This window comes from Rhizobium sp. 21-4511-3d, from assembly GCF_053522545.1.
This window is the reverse complement of the sequence record NZ_JBNWCF010000002.1, coordinates 372,775-387,097: the sequence shown is the minus strand read 5'-3', so window position 1 is coordinate 387,097 and position 14,323 is coordinate 372,775. Positions and strand designations below refer to the sequence as shown.

Below are 14,323 nucleotides of genomic sequence, written 5' to 3'. Positions count from 1 at the left end.
TTTTTTGTAAGTGCTAAAAATAATCGTTTTTAAATAGGATAGCAATGAGGGCCGGAATGCCCGGAATGCCGAGAAAAGATAGCCGGATGCCGTTTGCGGGAGCGAAAAGATTTCTTCCAGCTGAACGGGAAATACTCAAAGCGGTACTGAAGACATCACGCAGCGTGAAGCATCACAGATTTGCATGCGGTCATCTGCGAATCTCGTTGGCCTTGAGGGCGCCATTGGCATAAAAGCGGAGCACGCCCCGACACCGAATGGATCATCGCCATGCCGACAACGCTTTCCGTGAACCTCAACGCCATCGCCATGCTGCGCAATCGCCGCGATTTGCCGTGGCCGAGCGTCGAAGCGCTGGGGCGGATCGCGCTGAAGGCGGGAGCGAGCGGGCTGACGGTGCATCCGCGCCCGGACCAGCGCCATATTCGCTTTTCCGACCTGCCGGTGATCCGCAACCTGATCGATGACGAGTTTCCGGAAGCCGAGTTCAATATCGAGGGCTATCCGACCGAAGATTTCCTGGAGCTCTGCCGCAGCGCGGCGCCGGAGCAGGTGACGCTGGTTCCCGATGATCCGACGCAGGCGACATCCGACCATGGCTGGAATTTCCGCAAGGACGAGGCCCTGCTCACGGACGTGATTGCCAAGCTGAAGAAGATGGGCACGCGCGTTTCGCTGTTTGCCGATGGCGACGGCGATGTCGAGGCGGTGAAGATCGCCAAGGCGGTCGGAGCCGATCGCATCGAGCTTTATACCGGCCCATACGGCGGCTGCTACGATGCGCCGGAGCGTGTCGGGCCGATCCTCGAGGGGCTTGGAAAGACGGCGGATGCGGCGCTGGCGATCGGTCTCGGCGTCAATGCCGGCCACGACCTGACGGTCGCCAATCTGCCGCCGCTGGTGAAGCGCATTCCGAAGCTCGCCGAAGTCTCGATCGGCCATGGGCTGACAGCGGATGCGCTGGAATATGGCATGGCGGAAACCGTCCGCCGCTTCTGCCGCGCCTGCGGCCAGAAGATTTAATTTGAAAAGCCCGCCGCGGTGGTGCGCGACGGGCTCTCCTGCAGCACTCTTTTCACCTGCACTCAGGCGGTGAGCGCTGCCTTGCGGTCTTCGATGAACTTGCGGAGCGTCTGCGGCTCCTTGCCGGTTAGCGTCGTGAAATCGCCGCTGAGGCTGTCGAAATTGCCGGCGCGGATATTGGCGTCTGCCGATACCAGCATGTCGACGACGAAGGACGGCAGACCGGCGCCGGTCATGCCGGCGGAAAGCTGCTCGTCGGTGACATCGATCACTTCAAGCGGGCGGCCGGTGATGGCGGTGACGGCAGAGGCGACATCGGCGATCGAGTAGGACGTCGATCCCGTCAGCGTGTAGGTCTTGTTCTCGGGCTTGCCGACGAGAGCAGCGGCGATGGCGAGGGCGCAGTCTTCACGGGTGATGTAGGGCACCTTGCCCCCCTTGGTCGCCGTGTACCACTTGCCGCCTTCGAGATTATGCGGCAGCGACATCATGAAATTGTCGAAGTACCAGGCGTCACGCAGGATGGTGTAGGGCAGGCCACTTGCCTTGATGGCATTCTCGGTGCCGAGATGGTCTGGCGCGAAGGTGACCAGCGATTTGTCTGGCGAGGGCATCGAGGTATAGGCAACGTGCTTGACGCCGGCCTTTGCAGCGGCATTGACGGCGGCGGTGTGCTGCTTCAGGCGCTGGCCGGGAACGGCGAGCGCATCGGTGCTGATGATGAGAACGGTACCGGCGCCCTCGAAGGCGGAGACGAGACCGGCGGCATCGTCGAAATCGGCCTTGCGGGTGGCGACGCCCCTGGCGGCGAGCTCAGCGAGCTTCGACGGATCACGGGTTGCGGCGATGATCCTGCTGGCCGGAACCTTGTAGGTTTCGAGCAGGTGGTGGACAACGCGCTGGCCGAGCTGGCCGGCCGCGCCGGTGACGAGAATGGTATCGCTCATGGTCTTCTTCTTGGTGGTCTCGAAAAGAGAGTAACTCTAAAATAGGAATTGACCGCGTTCTGTAAAGAAGGCAGTTTTGGCGCCATACGTTACCAAAAGGGAACCACCCCATGAGCGGCGCGGTCGTCAACCTGAAGAGCAAAGCGGCATCCGGCATTCGCCGCGAGATCGATTTCGGCGAGCTGAATTTCGATAACTGTCCGGTCAGGGACATGATGCAGCAGATCGGCGGGAAGTGGTCGACGCTGATGATCGAGGCTTTGTCGGCGCGGCCTTATCGCTTCGGCGAGCTGCGGCGGAAGATCCCGGATATCTCGCAGCGCATGCTGACGCAGACGCTGCGCGACCTGCAGCGGGACGGCTATATCGAGCGCGAGGTTTTCCCGACCAAGCCGCCGAGCGTCGAGTACCGCATCACCGATCTCGGGCGCTCGCTCTATGCAACGATGGCGCCGCTGTTGAACTGGGCGGAAGCGAACCATGATGCGGTTCGTGCCGCCCGTCTCCGCTTCGATGCCGCGGAAGGCTGAGACGCGGCTTACTTGCCGCGTCCCTCGGTGAGGAAGAGCAGGAAGGCGAAAGCCGGGAAGCAGAAGCCGATCCAGGCCGTCATCGTCCAGCCGCCCGTTGCATAGGCCCAGCCGCCGAGGGCCGAACCGATCGCGCCACCCGCAAAGAAAGTTGCCATGAACAGGCCGTTGAGGCGGCTGCGGTGCTCGGCGCTGATCGCATAGATCGCACGCTGGCTGCAGACGAGATTGGTGGTGACACCGAAATCGAGCAGGATTGCCGAGGCCGTCAGCAGGCCGATCGCCAGCGTCGAACCATCCGTTGCGAAATGGCTGACCAGGAACGAGCCCATGCCGAGCAGCATGGCGAGCGTCGAGGCAGCCTTGGTCATGCCGCGGTCGGCGAGACGGCCGGCAATCGGCGAGGCGATCGCACCGGCGGCACCGGCGAGCGCAAAGACGGCGATGCCATTCTGCGTGAAGCCGAAGGCGGGGCTGGCAAGCAGCAGCGGCGTCGTCGTCCAGAACAGGCTGAAGGCGCCGAACATGCCGGCCTGGTAGAGGGCGCGGCGCTGCAGGACCCGCGAGGTGAGCGCGAGGTGACCCATCGAGGCGAGCAGGGCGCCGTAGCTGAGCTTCGTATGCGGCTTGCGGACCGGCAGGGTGGCGCGCAGGACGAGGACGAGCAGCACCATGATGACGGCGGTGACGTAATAGACCATGTGCCAGGACGAGGCCTCGGCGACGAAGCTGGCGAAGGGCCGTGCCAGCATGATGCCGCAGAGCAGGCCGCTCATGACATTTCCGACGACGCGGCCGCGGCTTTCATCCGGCGCCATGTGGGCGGCGAAGGGCACGACGACCTGAACGGCGACCGAGGAAAGCCCGATACAGAGCGAGGCGAGCAGGAAGAGCGAGGGCGTGGAGGCGAATGAGGCGCCGACGAGGGCGACGGCGGAGGCGGCGATCAGCACCAATACGAGGCGGCGGTTTTCCAGGAGGTCGCCGAGCGGAACGAGCAGCAGAAGGCCGAGACCGTAGCCGATCTGGGTGAGCGTGACGATCAGGCCGGTGGCGGCCGGGGTGAAGCCGAGATCGGCGCTGATCGGGCCGGCCAGCGGCTGGCCATAATAGAGGTTGGCGGCGACGAGGCCGCAGGTGGCTGCGAACAGAAATGTCATCAGCGACGAGATTGCCGGGGAGGCGGCCGTCTCGTCCGTTGCCGAGGAAATGCTCATAAGAACTCCAATATGCGGATCTGGGGGAGGATCGGTATAAAAGTCGGTTCAGGCCACCCGTTTCGGGAGGGTGGCGTCAGGTCAGTAATTTCATCGCGGTTTCGGCCACGGCATTCATTTCGGCGGCGGTGCTGCCGGTCTTGCCGACGATGCGCATGCCGTTCATCACACAGAGCAGGCTGATCGCCGCTGCGGCCGGATCGACGGACGGCGAAACGGAGCCGTCGGCCTGTCCGATGATGATGAGATCAAGGATGAATTCCTCGTTCGACGTATAGGCATCCTCGATGCGCTTGGCAGCTTCGGCGTCGAAGGTCGAGATTTCGTTGGCGCTGCCGACGACGAGACAGCCGCGGCGGCCGGATTCGCCATGCGAGGAGACGGCGTAGAGGCCGAGCAGGGCCCTGAGCTTGTCGCGTCCGGTCTCGGCGCCCACCATGCTTTCGCTTATCTTGCCGCGGCGGATGGCGCGGTAGCGGTCGAAGGCAGCGAGAAAGACGCCGCGCTTGTCCTTGAAGGCTTTGTAGACGCTGCCGGAGGTCAGCCCCATGGCCTCGGTCAGTTCGCTGATCGAGGTGGCATGGTAGCCGCGTTCGGAAAACACCAGAAGCGCCTTGTCGAGGGCGGCATCCATATCGAATTCGCGCGGGCGGCCGCGGCTGCGGCTTACGTCTTCGGGGGCGAGCGTCGTCATGGCTCACTCAATTAGGAAATGATCGTTTCCAAATCAAGCGAAATTTTTGCGACGCACAGGCGTCAGAGGACCAATCGATTGGCCCTAGAGGTCGAGGACCCAGGTCTGGCCGTTCTCCTCCGGGCCGAACATGCGATGTCTTTCCTCGGAGACAAGCCTGAAGCCGGCCTTCACATAGATGGCGCGAGCCGGGTGGAGGACATCGTTGGTCCAGAGCGAAATCTGCCGGTAATCCTTTGCTTTCGCGAAGCGGATGCATTCGTTGACCAGCGTCTTGCCGAGCCCGAGGCCGCGGGCGGCCTTGTCGACATAGAGCAGCCGCAGCTTGGCGATGCCATCGCCGCCATTGGTGATCAGGATCGAGCCGATGTTGATGCCGTTGCGCTCGGCGATCCAGCAATATTCCATGGCCGGATCGAAATGCGCCAGGAACTTGCCGGCGACCTCGGCGACGAGGCCTTCGAAGCGCATGTCCCAGCCATATTCCTCGGTATAGGCCTTGGCCTGGCTCTGGACGATCCAGCCGATATCGCCGGGGCGGTGAGCGCGGATGATCGGGGCGGGAGACTTGGCCTTGGGGTCGAGCAGCGAGCGGATCGTCTGCATCGCGCTAACGACGCTCTGCGGCTCGCCATCTGCCAGTGTCTCGAAACGCTCGGCGAGCTGAGCGTTGGAGCGGCGGCCGAACTCTTCGAACTGCTGCTGTCCCTTGCCGGTGACGTGGATGATCTGGCTGCGCTTGTCGTTGTCGTCGGCCTTGGTCTCGACCAGGTCTTCGGCGCGGAAGCGCTTGAGGATGCGGCTGAGATAGGCGGGGTCGAGCTGCAGATCAGAGGCGAGTGTGGTGGCGCTGATGCCCTTGTGCGAGCCGATCTCGAACAGTACCCGCGCATCGGTCAGCGTGAAGGGCGTATCGAGATAGGCCTTGTTCAGGACGCCGAGGAAGTTGGTGTAGAAGCGGTTGAAGTCGCGGGCGGCTTCGATGAGGGCGGAATCGGTCATGGGCAAAATCTCCTGTCGAAGATTTTGTCCATTATTTGTTTGACTGAGTCAACTAAATGCTCAGGCGGCTTTCTGCTTGCGCTCGTCGCCGATGGAAAAGCCAACGGCGGCCTCAGCGTGGATCGCCGTGGTATCGAAGCCGGGCAGGGGCAGATTGTCGGGATCGAGGATCAGGCAGATCTCGGTGCAGCCGAGAATGATGCTGTCGGCGCCCTTGGCCTTCTCGCGCTCGATGATCTGCATCAGCTTCTGGCGCGAGCTGTCCAGCACCTTGCCGGCACAGAGCTCGTTGAAGATGATGTCGTGAACGACGGTACGGTCTTCGGCTTCGGGAACGACGATATCGACGCCGAGGTTCTTCATGCGGTCGGCATAGAAGCCATGCTCCATCGTGTAACGCGTGGCGAGCAGCAGCGGGCGCTTGCGGCCGGCTGCCTTCAGCGAGGCTGCCGTTTCGTCGATGATGTGGATCAGCGGTACGGAGATGCGGGCTGCGACCTTCTCGGCAATCAGATGCATGGTGTTGGTGCAGATGAGGATGCACTCGGCGCCGGCGATCTGCAGTTTCAGGGCCACGTCGCCGAGGCGGCGGGCGGCGCCATCCCAGTCGCCGGCCTTCTGCATGGCGACGATGTCTTCGAAGTTGACGGAATGCATCAGCAGTTCGGCCGAGGACAGGCCGCCGCAGCGCTCGCGCACCATCTCGTTGATCATCCGGTAATAGACTGCAGAGCTCTCGAAGCTCATGCCGCCGATCAGGCCGATTGTGCGCATTTCCGTTCTCCCATGTCATGTATTCGATGTGCAAATCATGCCGCACACCGCGCGCCGAATGTTTGCATTGTTTTAGCGGCAATGCGACATGGCGCTTCCATTTTGTGGAGAAATGACAGATCGTGCAAAAATTGAGCGCATGATGGAGGTGAGGCAATGCTTGATGATCGCGACCGCAGGATTCTCGACCTGCTGCAGGCGGATGCCGGGATATCCGTGAGCGAGCTCGCCGAGCGGGTCTCGCTTTCGGTGTCGGCCTGTTCGCGGCGCATCCAGCGGCTGGAGGAGAGCGGCTATATTGCGCGGCGGATCGTCGTGCTCGACCGGGAGAAGATGGGGGTTCCGACCACTGTCTTCGCGCTGATCAAGACCGCGCATCATTCCGACGAATGGATCGAGAGCTTTCGCAAGGCGATCAGCAGCGTGCCGGAGATCGTCGAGGCGCACCGTCTGACGGGCAATCACGATTATATCCTGAAGATCGTGCTGCCGCGGGTCGAGCATTACGACGTGATCTACAAGCAGATCGTCCGCAAGATCGAGCTCTTCGATGTTTCGGCCTCGATCTCGATGGAGATCCTGAAGAGTGGCACGGCGATCCCTGTCGGATATGCCGGATAGCTGCAGGGGAGCTATTCGCAAACGTTCATTGAAACTGCCCTGGAAGTGACGACATTAGCGTCGGCTGAATGACGCTAAAGGGGGTTGTCATGAGCGAACATCGCGTCGTCGTTGTCGGCGGCGGTTTCGGCGGGCTGCAGCTCGTCAATGATCTCAAGGGTGCCGGCGCGGCAATCACGCTCGTCGACCGGCGCAACCATCATCTTTTCCAGCCTCTGCTTTATCAGGTCGCCACGACCATCCTGTCGACCTCCGAGATCGCCTGGCCGATCCGTCATCTCTACGGCAATCGTCCGGATGTGACGACGCTGCTCGGCGAAGTCACCGGCGTCGACAGCGCGGCCAAGACCGTCAGCTTACGCAACGGAATGACCTTGCCTTACGATACGCTGGTGCTGGCGACGGGGGCGACGCATGCCTATTTCGGTCGCGACGAGTGGGAGCCCGTGGCGCCGGGCCTGAAGACGCTCGAGGATGCGACGACGATCCGCCGGCGCCTGCTGCTGGCCTTCGAGCGCGCCGAGACCGAGACCGATCCCGCCATCCGCGAGGCGCTGCTGACCTTTGCGATCGTCGGTGCCGGACCGACAGGCGTCGAGCTTGCCGGCATCATCGCCGAGCTGGCGCACAAGACGCTGCCGGGCGAATTCCGCAATATCGATACGCGCAAGACCCGCGTCGTGCTGATCGAGGCCGGGCCGCGCGTGCTGCCGGCCTTTGCCGAGGAGCTCTCGGCCTATGCGCAGCGCGAGCTCGAGAAGCTCGGCGTCGAGGTGCACCTGCGCGAGCCGGTGACCAATTGCAGCGCCGACGGCGTGTCGATCGGCGAGAAGTTCATCGCGAGCCGGACGATCGTCTGGGCTGCCGGTGTCGAAGCCTCCGCGGCCGCGAAGTGGCTGGGCGTTGCCGCCGACCGAGCAGGGCGCGCGGTGGTCGAGAAGGATTTGACGGCGCCGGGTCTGCCTGACGCCTTCGTCATCGGCGATACCGCGCAGGTAATCCAGGCGGATGGCAAGCCGGTTCCCGGCATCGCGCCGGCGGCTAAGCAGCAGGGTTCCTATGTGGCGAAGGTCATTCGCGCCAGGATCGCCGGGAGGCAGGCGCCCGCAGCCTTCCGCTACCGGCATCAGGGCAGCCTTGCGACGATCGGCCAGAGTGCGGCGATCATGGATTTCGGCAGGATCAAGCTGAAGGGCTGGCTCGCCTGGTGGGTCTGGGGCATCGCCCACATCTATTTCCTGATCGGCACCCGCTCACGCTTCGCCGTCGCCTGGAGCTGGCTGTGGATCTATCTGAGCGGCCAGCACAGCGCGCGGCTGATCACGCAGAAGGAGACGATGCGGGAGGAGAATTAACGGCGCTCTATAAAGGAAAACTGGTGCCCGGGGCCCCCTCATCCGGCCCTTCAGGCCACCTTCTCCCCGATGGGGAGAAGGGAAGCAGCGGCAGCCCCTTGCGCCAACTCTCCCTCTCCCCAGCGGGGAGAGGGCAGGGTCAGGGGGCTCCGGGCGCGACGGGTTGGTGGCGCACGGACTTGGTGGGGCGGCGCTGAGCGCCACCCCTTATTCAATGCATCAGGCTGCCAGCGAGGCGATGTCGATGACGAAGCGGTAGCGGACGTCGCTCTTGAGGACGCGTTCGTAGGCTTCGTTGACCTGCTGGATGTTGATCTTCTCGATCTCGGAGACGATGTTGTGCTCGCCGCAGAAATCCAGCATTTCCTGGGTTTCCTTGATCGAGCCGATCATCGAGCCGGAGATGCTCTTGCGGCCGGGGATCAGCGAGAAAGCGTGAACCGGGATCGGGTTCTCGGGAGCGCCGACGACGACCATAGAGCCGTTGACCTTGAGCAGGCCGAGATAGGCGTTCCAGTCGATTTCGGCGCTGACCGTGCAGATGATCAGGTCGAAGGTACCGGCGAGCTTGGTGAAGGTCTCGGCATCGTTCGTCGCGTAGTATTCCTTGGCGCCGAGCTTCAGGCCGTCTTCCTTCTTCGACAGCGACTGCGAGAGGACGGTGATGTCAGCGCCCATGGCGGCGCCGATCTTCACGCCCATATGGCCGAGGCCACCCATGCCGACGATCGCTACCTTCTTGCCGGGGCCGGCATTCCAGTGCTTGAGCGGCGAGTAGAGGGTGATGCCGGCGCAGAGCAGCGGCGCGGAGGCGTCGAGCGGCAGGTTTTCCGGGATCGACAGGACATAGCCTTCCTTGACGACGATCGAGTCGGAATAGCCACCCTGGGTCGCCGTCTTGCCGTCGGCTTCGACGCTGTTGTAGGTGCCGACGAGGCCGGGCATATACTGCTCGTTGTCGACATCGCGGCTGGCGCAGCCGACGCAGCTGTCGACGAAGCAGCCGACGCCGACGTGGTCGCCGACCTTGAACTTGGTGACGTTGGCGCCGACGGCGGTGACGATACCGGCGATCTCATGGCCAGGCACGATCGGATAGACGGCGTTCTTCCACTCGTTGCGGACGGTATGAATGTCCGAATGGCAGATGCCGGCATACTTGATGTCGATGACGACGTCGTCGGCATTCGGTTCACGGCGTTCGAAGGTGAACGGCGTCAACGGCTTGGATGCGTCGGTAGCGGCATAGCCTCTTGCGATTGGCATGGGGTAGTTCCTTCTTTTCAGGAGGGTGGAAGGGATGGCGGACTATGCCCCGGCTCTCGTCACAAGCGGTATAGCGATCCTGCAAGCTTCTTGTACGATCCTGCAAATCTCCTTGCGCCCAAACGCCATCCGATCCATGATCTGGCCAAGCGCCTGTGGCGTAACATCAAGAAAACAAATGGTAATGTTATGACGTTACATATTGGCCCCTTCGATGAAATGACATCGATCATTGCCCGTTACGCCAGGAAAGACGGGGATTCCGAGACGGCGATCGAGAACCTGCATGTGTTCAAGGGCAGCTGTCCGACGCGGCTGCAGCACATGGCCTACAAGCCCGGATTCTCCCTGGTCCTGCAGGGAAGCAAGCGGCTGATGGTCGGTTCCGACGTGCATGTCTATGGCGCCGGGCAATATGTGCTGACCTCGCTCGACCTGCCGGTTGCCTCGCATGTGACGCAGGCGACAGCCGATATTCCCTATCTCTGCTTCACGCTGTTCATCGACAGCGAAAAGCTCAGCGATCTCCTGTCGAAGACAAGGATCCAGCGCGTGCCGCCATCGCCTGACGATGCCCGCGGTCTGGTGGTCAAGACGGCGCCGCCGGAGCTGCTCGATGCCTCGGCCCGGCTGCTGCGCTTGCTCGATAATCCGCAGGACATTCCGGCGATGGCGCCGCTGATCGAGCAGGAGATCTCCTATCGCCTGCTGAGCGGCCCCGATGGTCCGCGGCTGCTCGACATGACGCTTGCCGAAAGCCAGAGCCACAAGGTTGCCCGGGCCGTCGCCTGGCTGCGCACCAATTTCGTCCAGCCGCTGCGCATCGAGGACCTGGCCGACCACGTCAGCATGAGCGCGTCGTCGCTGCATCACCACTTCAAGGCGGTCACGGCGATGACGCCGATGCAATATCAGAAGCAGTTGCGTCTGCATGAGGCGCGCCGGCTGCTGCTGACTGAGCATGTCGATGTCGCGACGGCGGGATATCGCGTCGGCTATCAGAGCCCGTCGCAATTCAGCCGCGAATATAGCCGTCTCTACGGTCTGCCGCCGCTGAAGGACATCGAGGCGATGCGCGGGCAGATGGCCGCCGAGTAGCGCTTTTCTTTTGATGCGTCGCAGCAACGAATTTCGCTTGACGGCGAAAAGCACCTCGTTCATAACACGCCGCGAACCGTACCGTACGGTACGTATTGGGGAGTGCTTATCGTGTCTGCCGAAACCTTGGAGCCCAGCGAATTTTCGCCGCGTCAGAACGCCGTTCTGGAGCAGGCGTTGCAGCTTCTCGTCGATGGCGGAGAAAAAGCGCTTACCACCTCGGGCGTGGCGCGCGCCGCCAATTGCTCTAAGGAAAGCCTCTACAAATGGTTTGGCGATCGCGACGGCCTGCTGTCGGCGATGATCGCCTATCAGGCCAGCAAGGTGCGCACCTTCGAGCGCAACGGCGAGCGCCTGACCTCGGCCAGCCTGCACGACCACGTCGTCATCTTTGCCCGCGATCTCCTGGAAGTTCTCGCCGGCGACGTGTCGCTGGCGCTGAACCGGCTGGCGATCGGCCAGTCCCATCGCGACGGCTCCAAGCTCGGCAAGCTGCTGCTCGAACGCGGCCGCCGCCAGATCGACCGCCGCGCCATGGCGCTGATCGATGCCGGCAAGCGGGCAGGGCTATTACGCTTTCATGATGCCGACGAGGCATATCACACGCTTTACGGCCTTGTTGTCTCCGACCTGCATGTGCGCATGCTGCTCGGCGAACCGGGCCTCAAGGATACGGGCCGTCAGGCGGAGAAGGCGGTCACCGCTTTCCTGCGCCTTTACGGCACGGAGAAGGTTCTTGCGGAGATGCCGGCACTCGCCTGATCTCCGCGTCTATCAAACGATGCGACAAGCAAAAGGGAAGGAACTCTACAATGCGCGTCTATTACGATCGTGATGCCGATCTCAACCTGATCAAGTCCAAGAAGGTCGCCATCATCGGCTACGGTTCGCAGGGCCGCGCCCACGCGCTGAACCTGAAGGACAGCGGTGCACAGAACGTCGTCATCGGCCTCAAGGCCGGTTCGCCGACGATCAAGAAGGCCGAAGCCGATGGCTTCAAGGTCATGACCGTTGCCGAAGCTGCCGGCTGGGCCGACCTGATGATGATGGCCACCCCGGACGAACTGCAGGCCGACATCTACAAGGCCGACATCGCCGCCAACATCCGTGACGGCGCTGCGATCGCTTTCGCACACGGCCTCAACATCCACTTCGGCCTCATCGAGCCGAAGGCTTCCGTCGATATCGTCATGATCGCGCCGAAGGGCCCGGGCCACACGGTTCGCGGCGAATACCAGAAGGGCGGCGGCGTTCCCTGCCTCGTTGCCGTTCACCAGAACGCTTCGGGCAACGCTCTTGAACTCGCTCTCTCCTACGCCTGCGGCGTCGGCGGCGGCCGTTCGGGTATCATCGAAACCAATTTCCGCGAAGAGTGCGAAACCGACCTCTTCGGCGAACAGGTCGTTCTCTGCGGCGGTCTCGTCGAGCTCATCCGCGCTGGTTTCGAAACCCTGACCGAAGCCGGCTACGCTCCGGAGATGGCCTATTTCGAGTGCCTGCACGAAGTGAAGCTGATCGTCGACCTGATCTATGAAGGCGGTATCGCCAACATGAACTACTCGATCTCGAACACGGCTGAGTGGGGCGAATACGTCACCGGCCCGCGCATCATCACGGCTGAAACCAAGGCTGAAATGAAGCGCGTCCTGCACGACATCCAGACCGGCAAGTTCACGTCCGACTGGATGCAGGAATACCGTGCCGGCGGCTCGCGCTTCAAGGGCATCCGCCGCATGAACGACAGCCACCAGATCGAAGAAGTCGGCGCCAAGCTTCGCGGCATGATGCCGTGGATCGGCAAGAACAAGCTGGTCGACAAGTCGGTCAACTAATCGCTTCTGCGACTGATATTGCGAGAGGCCGGGGCGAAAGCTCCGGCCTTTTTCATTTCCGGACGGTGAGGAAGAGCCAGCGGGTCGGCTTGCCGTCGTAGCCGCCGCCATCGGCTTCCGATAGTGCGATGTCGCGCCAGCCGCCTGCGGTCAGGCACTGCGAGAGCCAATCGGGCGAGGGGTAGTTGTAATAGCGGCCGAAGCCGTCATGTCCCTCGGCTTCTCCGGCCTTGAAGCTGGCATGCAAGGGAGCGCCCGGTTTGAGGGCGCCGTGGATGCGGGAGAAAACGTCGAAAAGTTCCCCGCGGGGAACATGCAGCAGGCTGGCTTCCGCCCAGACGCCGTCGAATTCGCCGATGGCCTGCAGATCCTGAAACCGCATGACGGTCACCGGCCGGCCGATCAGTTTTTCCGCCTGCCTGGCGAGCTCTGCCGATCCATCCGTCGGCGTCACGTCGAAACCCTTTCCCAGCATATAGGCGCTGTCCTGCCCGCCGCCGCAGCCGAGTTCGAGGATTTTTGCGCCCGCCGGGAGTGCGGCGAGGAAGGCATCGAGGCGCTTGGTTGGCAGGCGTCGCTCGCGGGAGGCGTAGGTTTCGGCATTGCCGTCGTAGAAGGCTGAGGTTTCGTCGTTGGACATGCTTGGGGACCTCTCCAATAGCAAGAAACCGGGCGAGGAGCCCGGTTTCGAAGGTGGTTTCGTCCGTTGCGGCTAACGCAAGGTCAGGCCGGAATGAGGCGGGTCCAGCCGCGCTCGTCGTTGGTGGTGCCCTTCTGCAGGCCGACGAGCTGCTGGCGCAGTTCTGATGTCAGCTTGCCGGTCTGGCCGTCGCCGACCAGGAACTCGCCGCCGGCATGGCGCACGAGGCCAATGCCTGCGAGAACGGCGGCCGTGCCGCAGGCGAAGGCTTCCACGAGCTTGCCGCTCTTGGCATCAGCCTGCCATTCGTCGAAGGAATAGGGACGCTGTTCGACGCGCAGGCCCTTTTCCTCGGCAAGCACGATGACCGAAGCGCGGGTGATGCCCGGCAGGATCGTGCCACCGAGCGGCGGGGTGACGACCGTACCATCGTTCATCACGAAGAAGACGTTCATGCCGCCGAGTTCTTCGACCCAGCGGTGTTCGGCTGCATCGAGGAAGACGACCTGGTCGCATTCCTTCTTTGCGGCTTCGGCCTGGGCCACGAGGCTGGCCGCATAGTTGCCGCCGCACTTCGCTGCACCGGTGCCGCCGGCGGCCGCGCGGGTATATTCCGTCTCGACCCAGAGCGACACAGCCTTGGCGCCGCCCTTGAAGTAGGCGCCAACAGGCGAGGCGATGATGCAGAAGATATATTCCTGCGCCGGACGAACGCCGAGGAAAGCTTCGTTGGCGAACATGAACGGGCGGAGGTAGAGGCTGGCATCGCCCGAGGGGATCCAGTTCTTGTCGACGCGGACGAGCTCTTCGACGGCCTTCAGGAAAAGATCTTCAGGCACGGCGGGCATTGCCATGCGGGCCGCCGACTGGGCGAAGCGGCGGGCGTTTTCTTCCGGACGGAAGAGAAGGACGCGGCCGTCATCAGCCTTGTAGGCCTTCATGCCCTCGAAGATTTCCTGGGCGTAGTGCAGGACGGCGCTGGCGGGGTCGAGTTCCAGCGGGCGGCGCGGCGTCACCTTCGCGTCGTGCCAGCCCTTGTCGGCGGTCCATTTCGCCAGGACCATGTGATCCGTAAAGACCTTGCCGAAGCCGGGGGTCTCAAGCGCCTTGACGCGGTCGGCGTCGGAGACGGGAGACTTGTGGAATTCGATTGTGATTTCAGGAGAGGGCGACGTCGCGGTCATTGCTGGCACCTTGGTAGTCCATTGAATAATGCGCGGCACACTACTGCTGCCGTACCCGCTTTGGAAAGGTCTGTTTCAGCGAGTTTCGGCATTTCGTCAGCGAATGATGACTGGGTGCGGCGAATGTTCGAGGCAATTCG

At 62.6% G+C, this 14,323-nt stretch carries 15 protein-coding genes; 7 read left to right on the top strand and 8 right to left on the bottom strand.

Annotation, left to right across the window (positions count from 1 at the left end; translation table 11 throughout):
• Positions 1 to 270: 270 nt before the first annotated feature.
• Positions 271 to 1,023 (top strand): pyridoxine 5'-phosphate synthase, encoded by a 753-nt coding sequence (locus tag ACQZ5H_RS07765; protein WP_449097236.1) that lies wholly within the window; start codon positions 271 to 273, stop codon positions 1,021 to 1,023.
• Between the two features lie 62 nt (positions 1,024 to 1,085).
• Here ACQZ5H_RS07765 and ACQZ5H_RS07760 read toward each other — a convergent pair whose 3' ends face one another.
• On the bottom strand, positions 1,086 to 1,970 hold the full coding sequence (locus ACQZ5H_RS07760) for an SDR family oxidoreductase (protein WP_449097235.1): 885 nt from the start codon (positions 1,968 to 1,970) through the stop codon (positions 1,086 to 1,088).
• 110 nt (positions 1,971 to 2,080) lie between these two features.
• Between ACQZ5H_RS07760 and ACQZ5H_RS07755 the strand changes: the two genes are divergently transcribed.
• Positions 2,081 to 2,500, top strand: coding sequence for a winged helix-turn-helix transcriptional regulator (locus tag ACQZ5H_RS07755; protein ID WP_112715317.1), 420 nt, complete (start codon positions 2,081 to 2,083; stop codon positions 2,498 to 2,500).
• An 8-nt stretch (positions 2,501 to 2,508) separates the two neighbouring features.
• Here ACQZ5H_RS07755 and ACQZ5H_RS07750 read toward each other — a convergent pair whose 3' ends face one another.
• The 4 genes from ACQZ5H_RS07750 to ACQZ5H_RS07735 form a co-directional block, all read right to left on the bottom strand.
• Positions 2,509 to 3,717: an MFS transporter gene (locus tag ACQZ5H_RS07750; RefSeq protein WP_449097234.1), complete on the bottom strand. Its 1,209-nt coding sequence runs from the start codon at positions 3,715 to 3,717 to the stop codon at positions 2,509 to 2,511.
• Positions 3,718 to 3,793: 76 nt separating this feature from the next.
• A complete protein-coding gene (locus ACQZ5H_RS07745; protein WP_449097233.1) occupies positions 3,794 to 4,411 on the bottom strand; it encodes a TetR/AcrR family transcriptional regulator in 618 nt (205 codons plus the stop codon).
• Positions 4,412 to 4,495: 84 nt separating this feature from the next.
• On the bottom strand, positions 4,496 to 5,413 hold the full coding sequence (locus ACQZ5H_RS07740) for a bifunctional helix-turn-helix transcriptional regulator/GNAT family N-acetyltransferase (RefSeq protein WP_449097232.1): 918 nt from the start codon (positions 5,411 to 5,413) through the stop codon (positions 4,496 to 4,498).
• 60 nt (positions 5,414 to 5,473) lie between these two features.
• Positions 5,474 to 6,187, bottom strand: coding sequence for an aspartate/glutamate racemase family protein (locus tag ACQZ5H_RS07735; protein ID WP_449097231.1), 714 nt, complete (start codon positions 6,185 to 6,187; stop codon positions 5,474 to 5,476).
• Positions 6,188 to 6,343: 156 nt separating this feature from the next.
• Between ACQZ5H_RS07735 and ACQZ5H_RS07730 the strand changes: the two genes are divergently transcribed.
• Both ACQZ5H_RS07730 and ACQZ5H_RS07725 read left to right on the top strand, forming a co-directional pair.
• Positions 6,344 to 6,808, top strand: coding sequence for an Lrp/AsnC family transcriptional regulator (locus ACQZ5H_RS07730; RefSeq protein WP_112715307.1), 465 nt, complete (start codon positions 6,344 to 6,346; stop codon positions 6,806 to 6,808).
• Positions 6,809 to 6,897: 89 nt separating this feature from the next.
• Positions 6,898 to 8,163, top strand: a complete 1,266-nt coding sequence (locus ACQZ5H_RS07725; protein ID WP_449097230.1) for an NAD(P)/FAD-dependent oxidoreductase — start codon at positions 6,898 to 6,900, stop codon at positions 8,161 to 8,163.
• Between the two features lie 219 nt (positions 8,164 to 8,382).
• Here the strand turns inward: ACQZ5H_RS07725 and ACQZ5H_RS07720 are convergent, their stop codons facing one another.
• The gene (locus ACQZ5H_RS07720) at positions 8,383 to 9,429 is read right to left on the bottom strand and encodes an NAD(P)-dependent alcohol dehydrogenase (protein ID WP_112715305.1); all 1,047 of its coding nucleotides are present in this window, start codon (positions 9,427 to 9,429) and stop codon (positions 8,383 to 8,385) included.
• Positions 9,430 to 9,618: 189 nt separating this feature from the next.
• Here ACQZ5H_RS07720 and ACQZ5H_RS07715 point away from each other — a divergent pair, with 189 nt between their 5' ends.
• From ACQZ5H_RS07715 to ilvC, 3 genes are all read left to right on the top strand, one after another.
• Positions 9,619 to 10,527: an AraC family transcriptional regulator N-terminal domain-containing protein gene (locus ACQZ5H_RS07715; protein ID WP_449097229.1), complete on the top strand. Its 909-nt coding sequence runs from the start codon at positions 9,619 to 9,621 to the stop codon at positions 10,525 to 10,527.
• 111 nt (positions 10,528 to 10,638) lie between these two features.
• The gene (locus ACQZ5H_RS07710; protein WP_112715303.1) at positions 10,639 to 11,289 is read left to right on the top strand and encodes a TetR/AcrR family transcriptional regulator; all 651 of its coding nucleotides are present in this window, start codon (positions 10,639 to 10,641) and stop codon (positions 11,287 to 11,289) included.
• 50 nt (positions 11,290 to 11,339) lie between these two features.
• Entirely contained in the window at positions 11,340 to 12,359 is a 1,020-nt protein-coding gene (ilvC, locus tag ACQZ5H_RS07705) for a ketol-acid reductoisomerase (RefSeq protein ID WP_112387060.1), read from the top strand.
• A 52-nt stretch (positions 12,360 to 12,411) separates the two neighbouring features.
• Here ilvC and ACQZ5H_RS07700 read toward each other — a convergent pair whose 3' ends face one another.
• Together ACQZ5H_RS07700 and ACQZ5H_RS07695 are read right to left on the bottom strand one after the other, a co-directional pair.
• Positions 12,412 to 12,999 carry a class I SAM-dependent methyltransferase gene (locus ACQZ5H_RS07700; protein WP_449097228.1) on the bottom strand — a complete coding sequence of 196 codons (588 nt, stop codon included), beginning with the start codon at positions 12,997 to 12,999 and terminating at the stop codon, positions 12,412 to 12,414.
• Positions 13,000 to 13,082: 83 nt separating this feature from the next.
• On the bottom strand, positions 13,083 to 14,183 hold the full coding sequence (locus ACQZ5H_RS07695; protein ID WP_449097227.1) for a branched-chain amino acid aminotransferase: 1,101 nt from the start codon (positions 14,181 to 14,183) through the stop codon (positions 13,083 to 13,085).
• Positions 14,184 to 14,323 lie beyond the last annotated feature (140 nt).

Bases quoted from the DNA above. Each gene is read 5' to 3' on its own strand.
- ACQZ5H_RS07765 (WP_449097236.1), top strand. From the start codon at position 271: ATGCCGACAACGCTTTCCGTGAACCTCAACGCCATCGCCATGCTGCGC.
- ACQZ5H_RS07760 (WP_449097235.1), bottom strand. From the start codon at position 1,970: ATGAGCGATACCATTCTCGTCACCGGCGCGGCCGGCCAGCTCGGCCAG.
- ACQZ5H_RS07755 (WP_112715317.1), top strand. From the start codon at position 2,081: ATGAGCGGCGCGGTCGTCAACCTGAAGAGCAAAGCGGCATCCGGCATT.
- ACQZ5H_RS07750 (WP_449097234.1), bottom strand. From the start codon at position 3,717: ATGAGCATTTCCTCGGCAACGGACGAGACGGCCGCCTCCCCGGCAATC.
- ACQZ5H_RS07745 (WP_449097233.1), bottom strand. From the start codon at position 4,411: ATGACGACGCTCGCCCCCGAAGACGTAAGCCGCAGCCGCGGCCGCCCG.
- ACQZ5H_RS07740 (WP_449097232.1), bottom strand. From the start codon at position 5,413: ATGACCGATTCCGCCCTCATCGAAGCCGCCCGCGACTTCAACCGCTTC.
- ACQZ5H_RS07735 (WP_449097231.1), bottom strand. From the start codon at position 6,187: ATGCGCACAATCGGCCTGATCGGCGGCATGAGCTTCGAGAGCTCTGCA.
- ACQZ5H_RS07730 (WP_112715307.1), top strand. From the start codon at position 6,344: ATGCTTGATGATCGCGACCGCAGGATTCTCGACCTGCTGCAGGCGGAT.
- ACQZ5H_RS07725 (WP_449097230.1), top strand. From the start codon at position 6,898: ATGAGCGAACATCGCGTCGTCGTTGTCGGCGGCGGTTTCGGCGGGCTG.
- ACQZ5H_RS07720 (WP_112715305.1), bottom strand. From the start codon at position 9,429: ATGCCAATCGCAAGAGGCTATGCCGCTACCGACGCATCCAAGCCGTTG.
- ACQZ5H_RS07715 (WP_449097229.1), top strand. From the start codon at position 9,619: ATGACGTTACATATTGGCCCCTTCGATGAAATGACATCGATCATTGCC.
- ilvC (WP_112387060.1), top strand. From the start codon at position 11,340: ATGCGCGTCTATTACGATCGTGATGCCGATCTCAACCTGATCAAGTCC.
- ACQZ5H_RS07700 (WP_449097228.1), bottom strand. From the start codon at position 12,999: ATGTCCAACGACGAAACCTCAGCCTTCTACGACGGCAATGCCGAAACC.
- ACQZ5H_RS07695 (WP_449097227.1), bottom strand. From the start codon at position 14,183: ATGACCGCGACGTCGCCCTCTCCTGAAATCACAATCGAATTCCACAAG.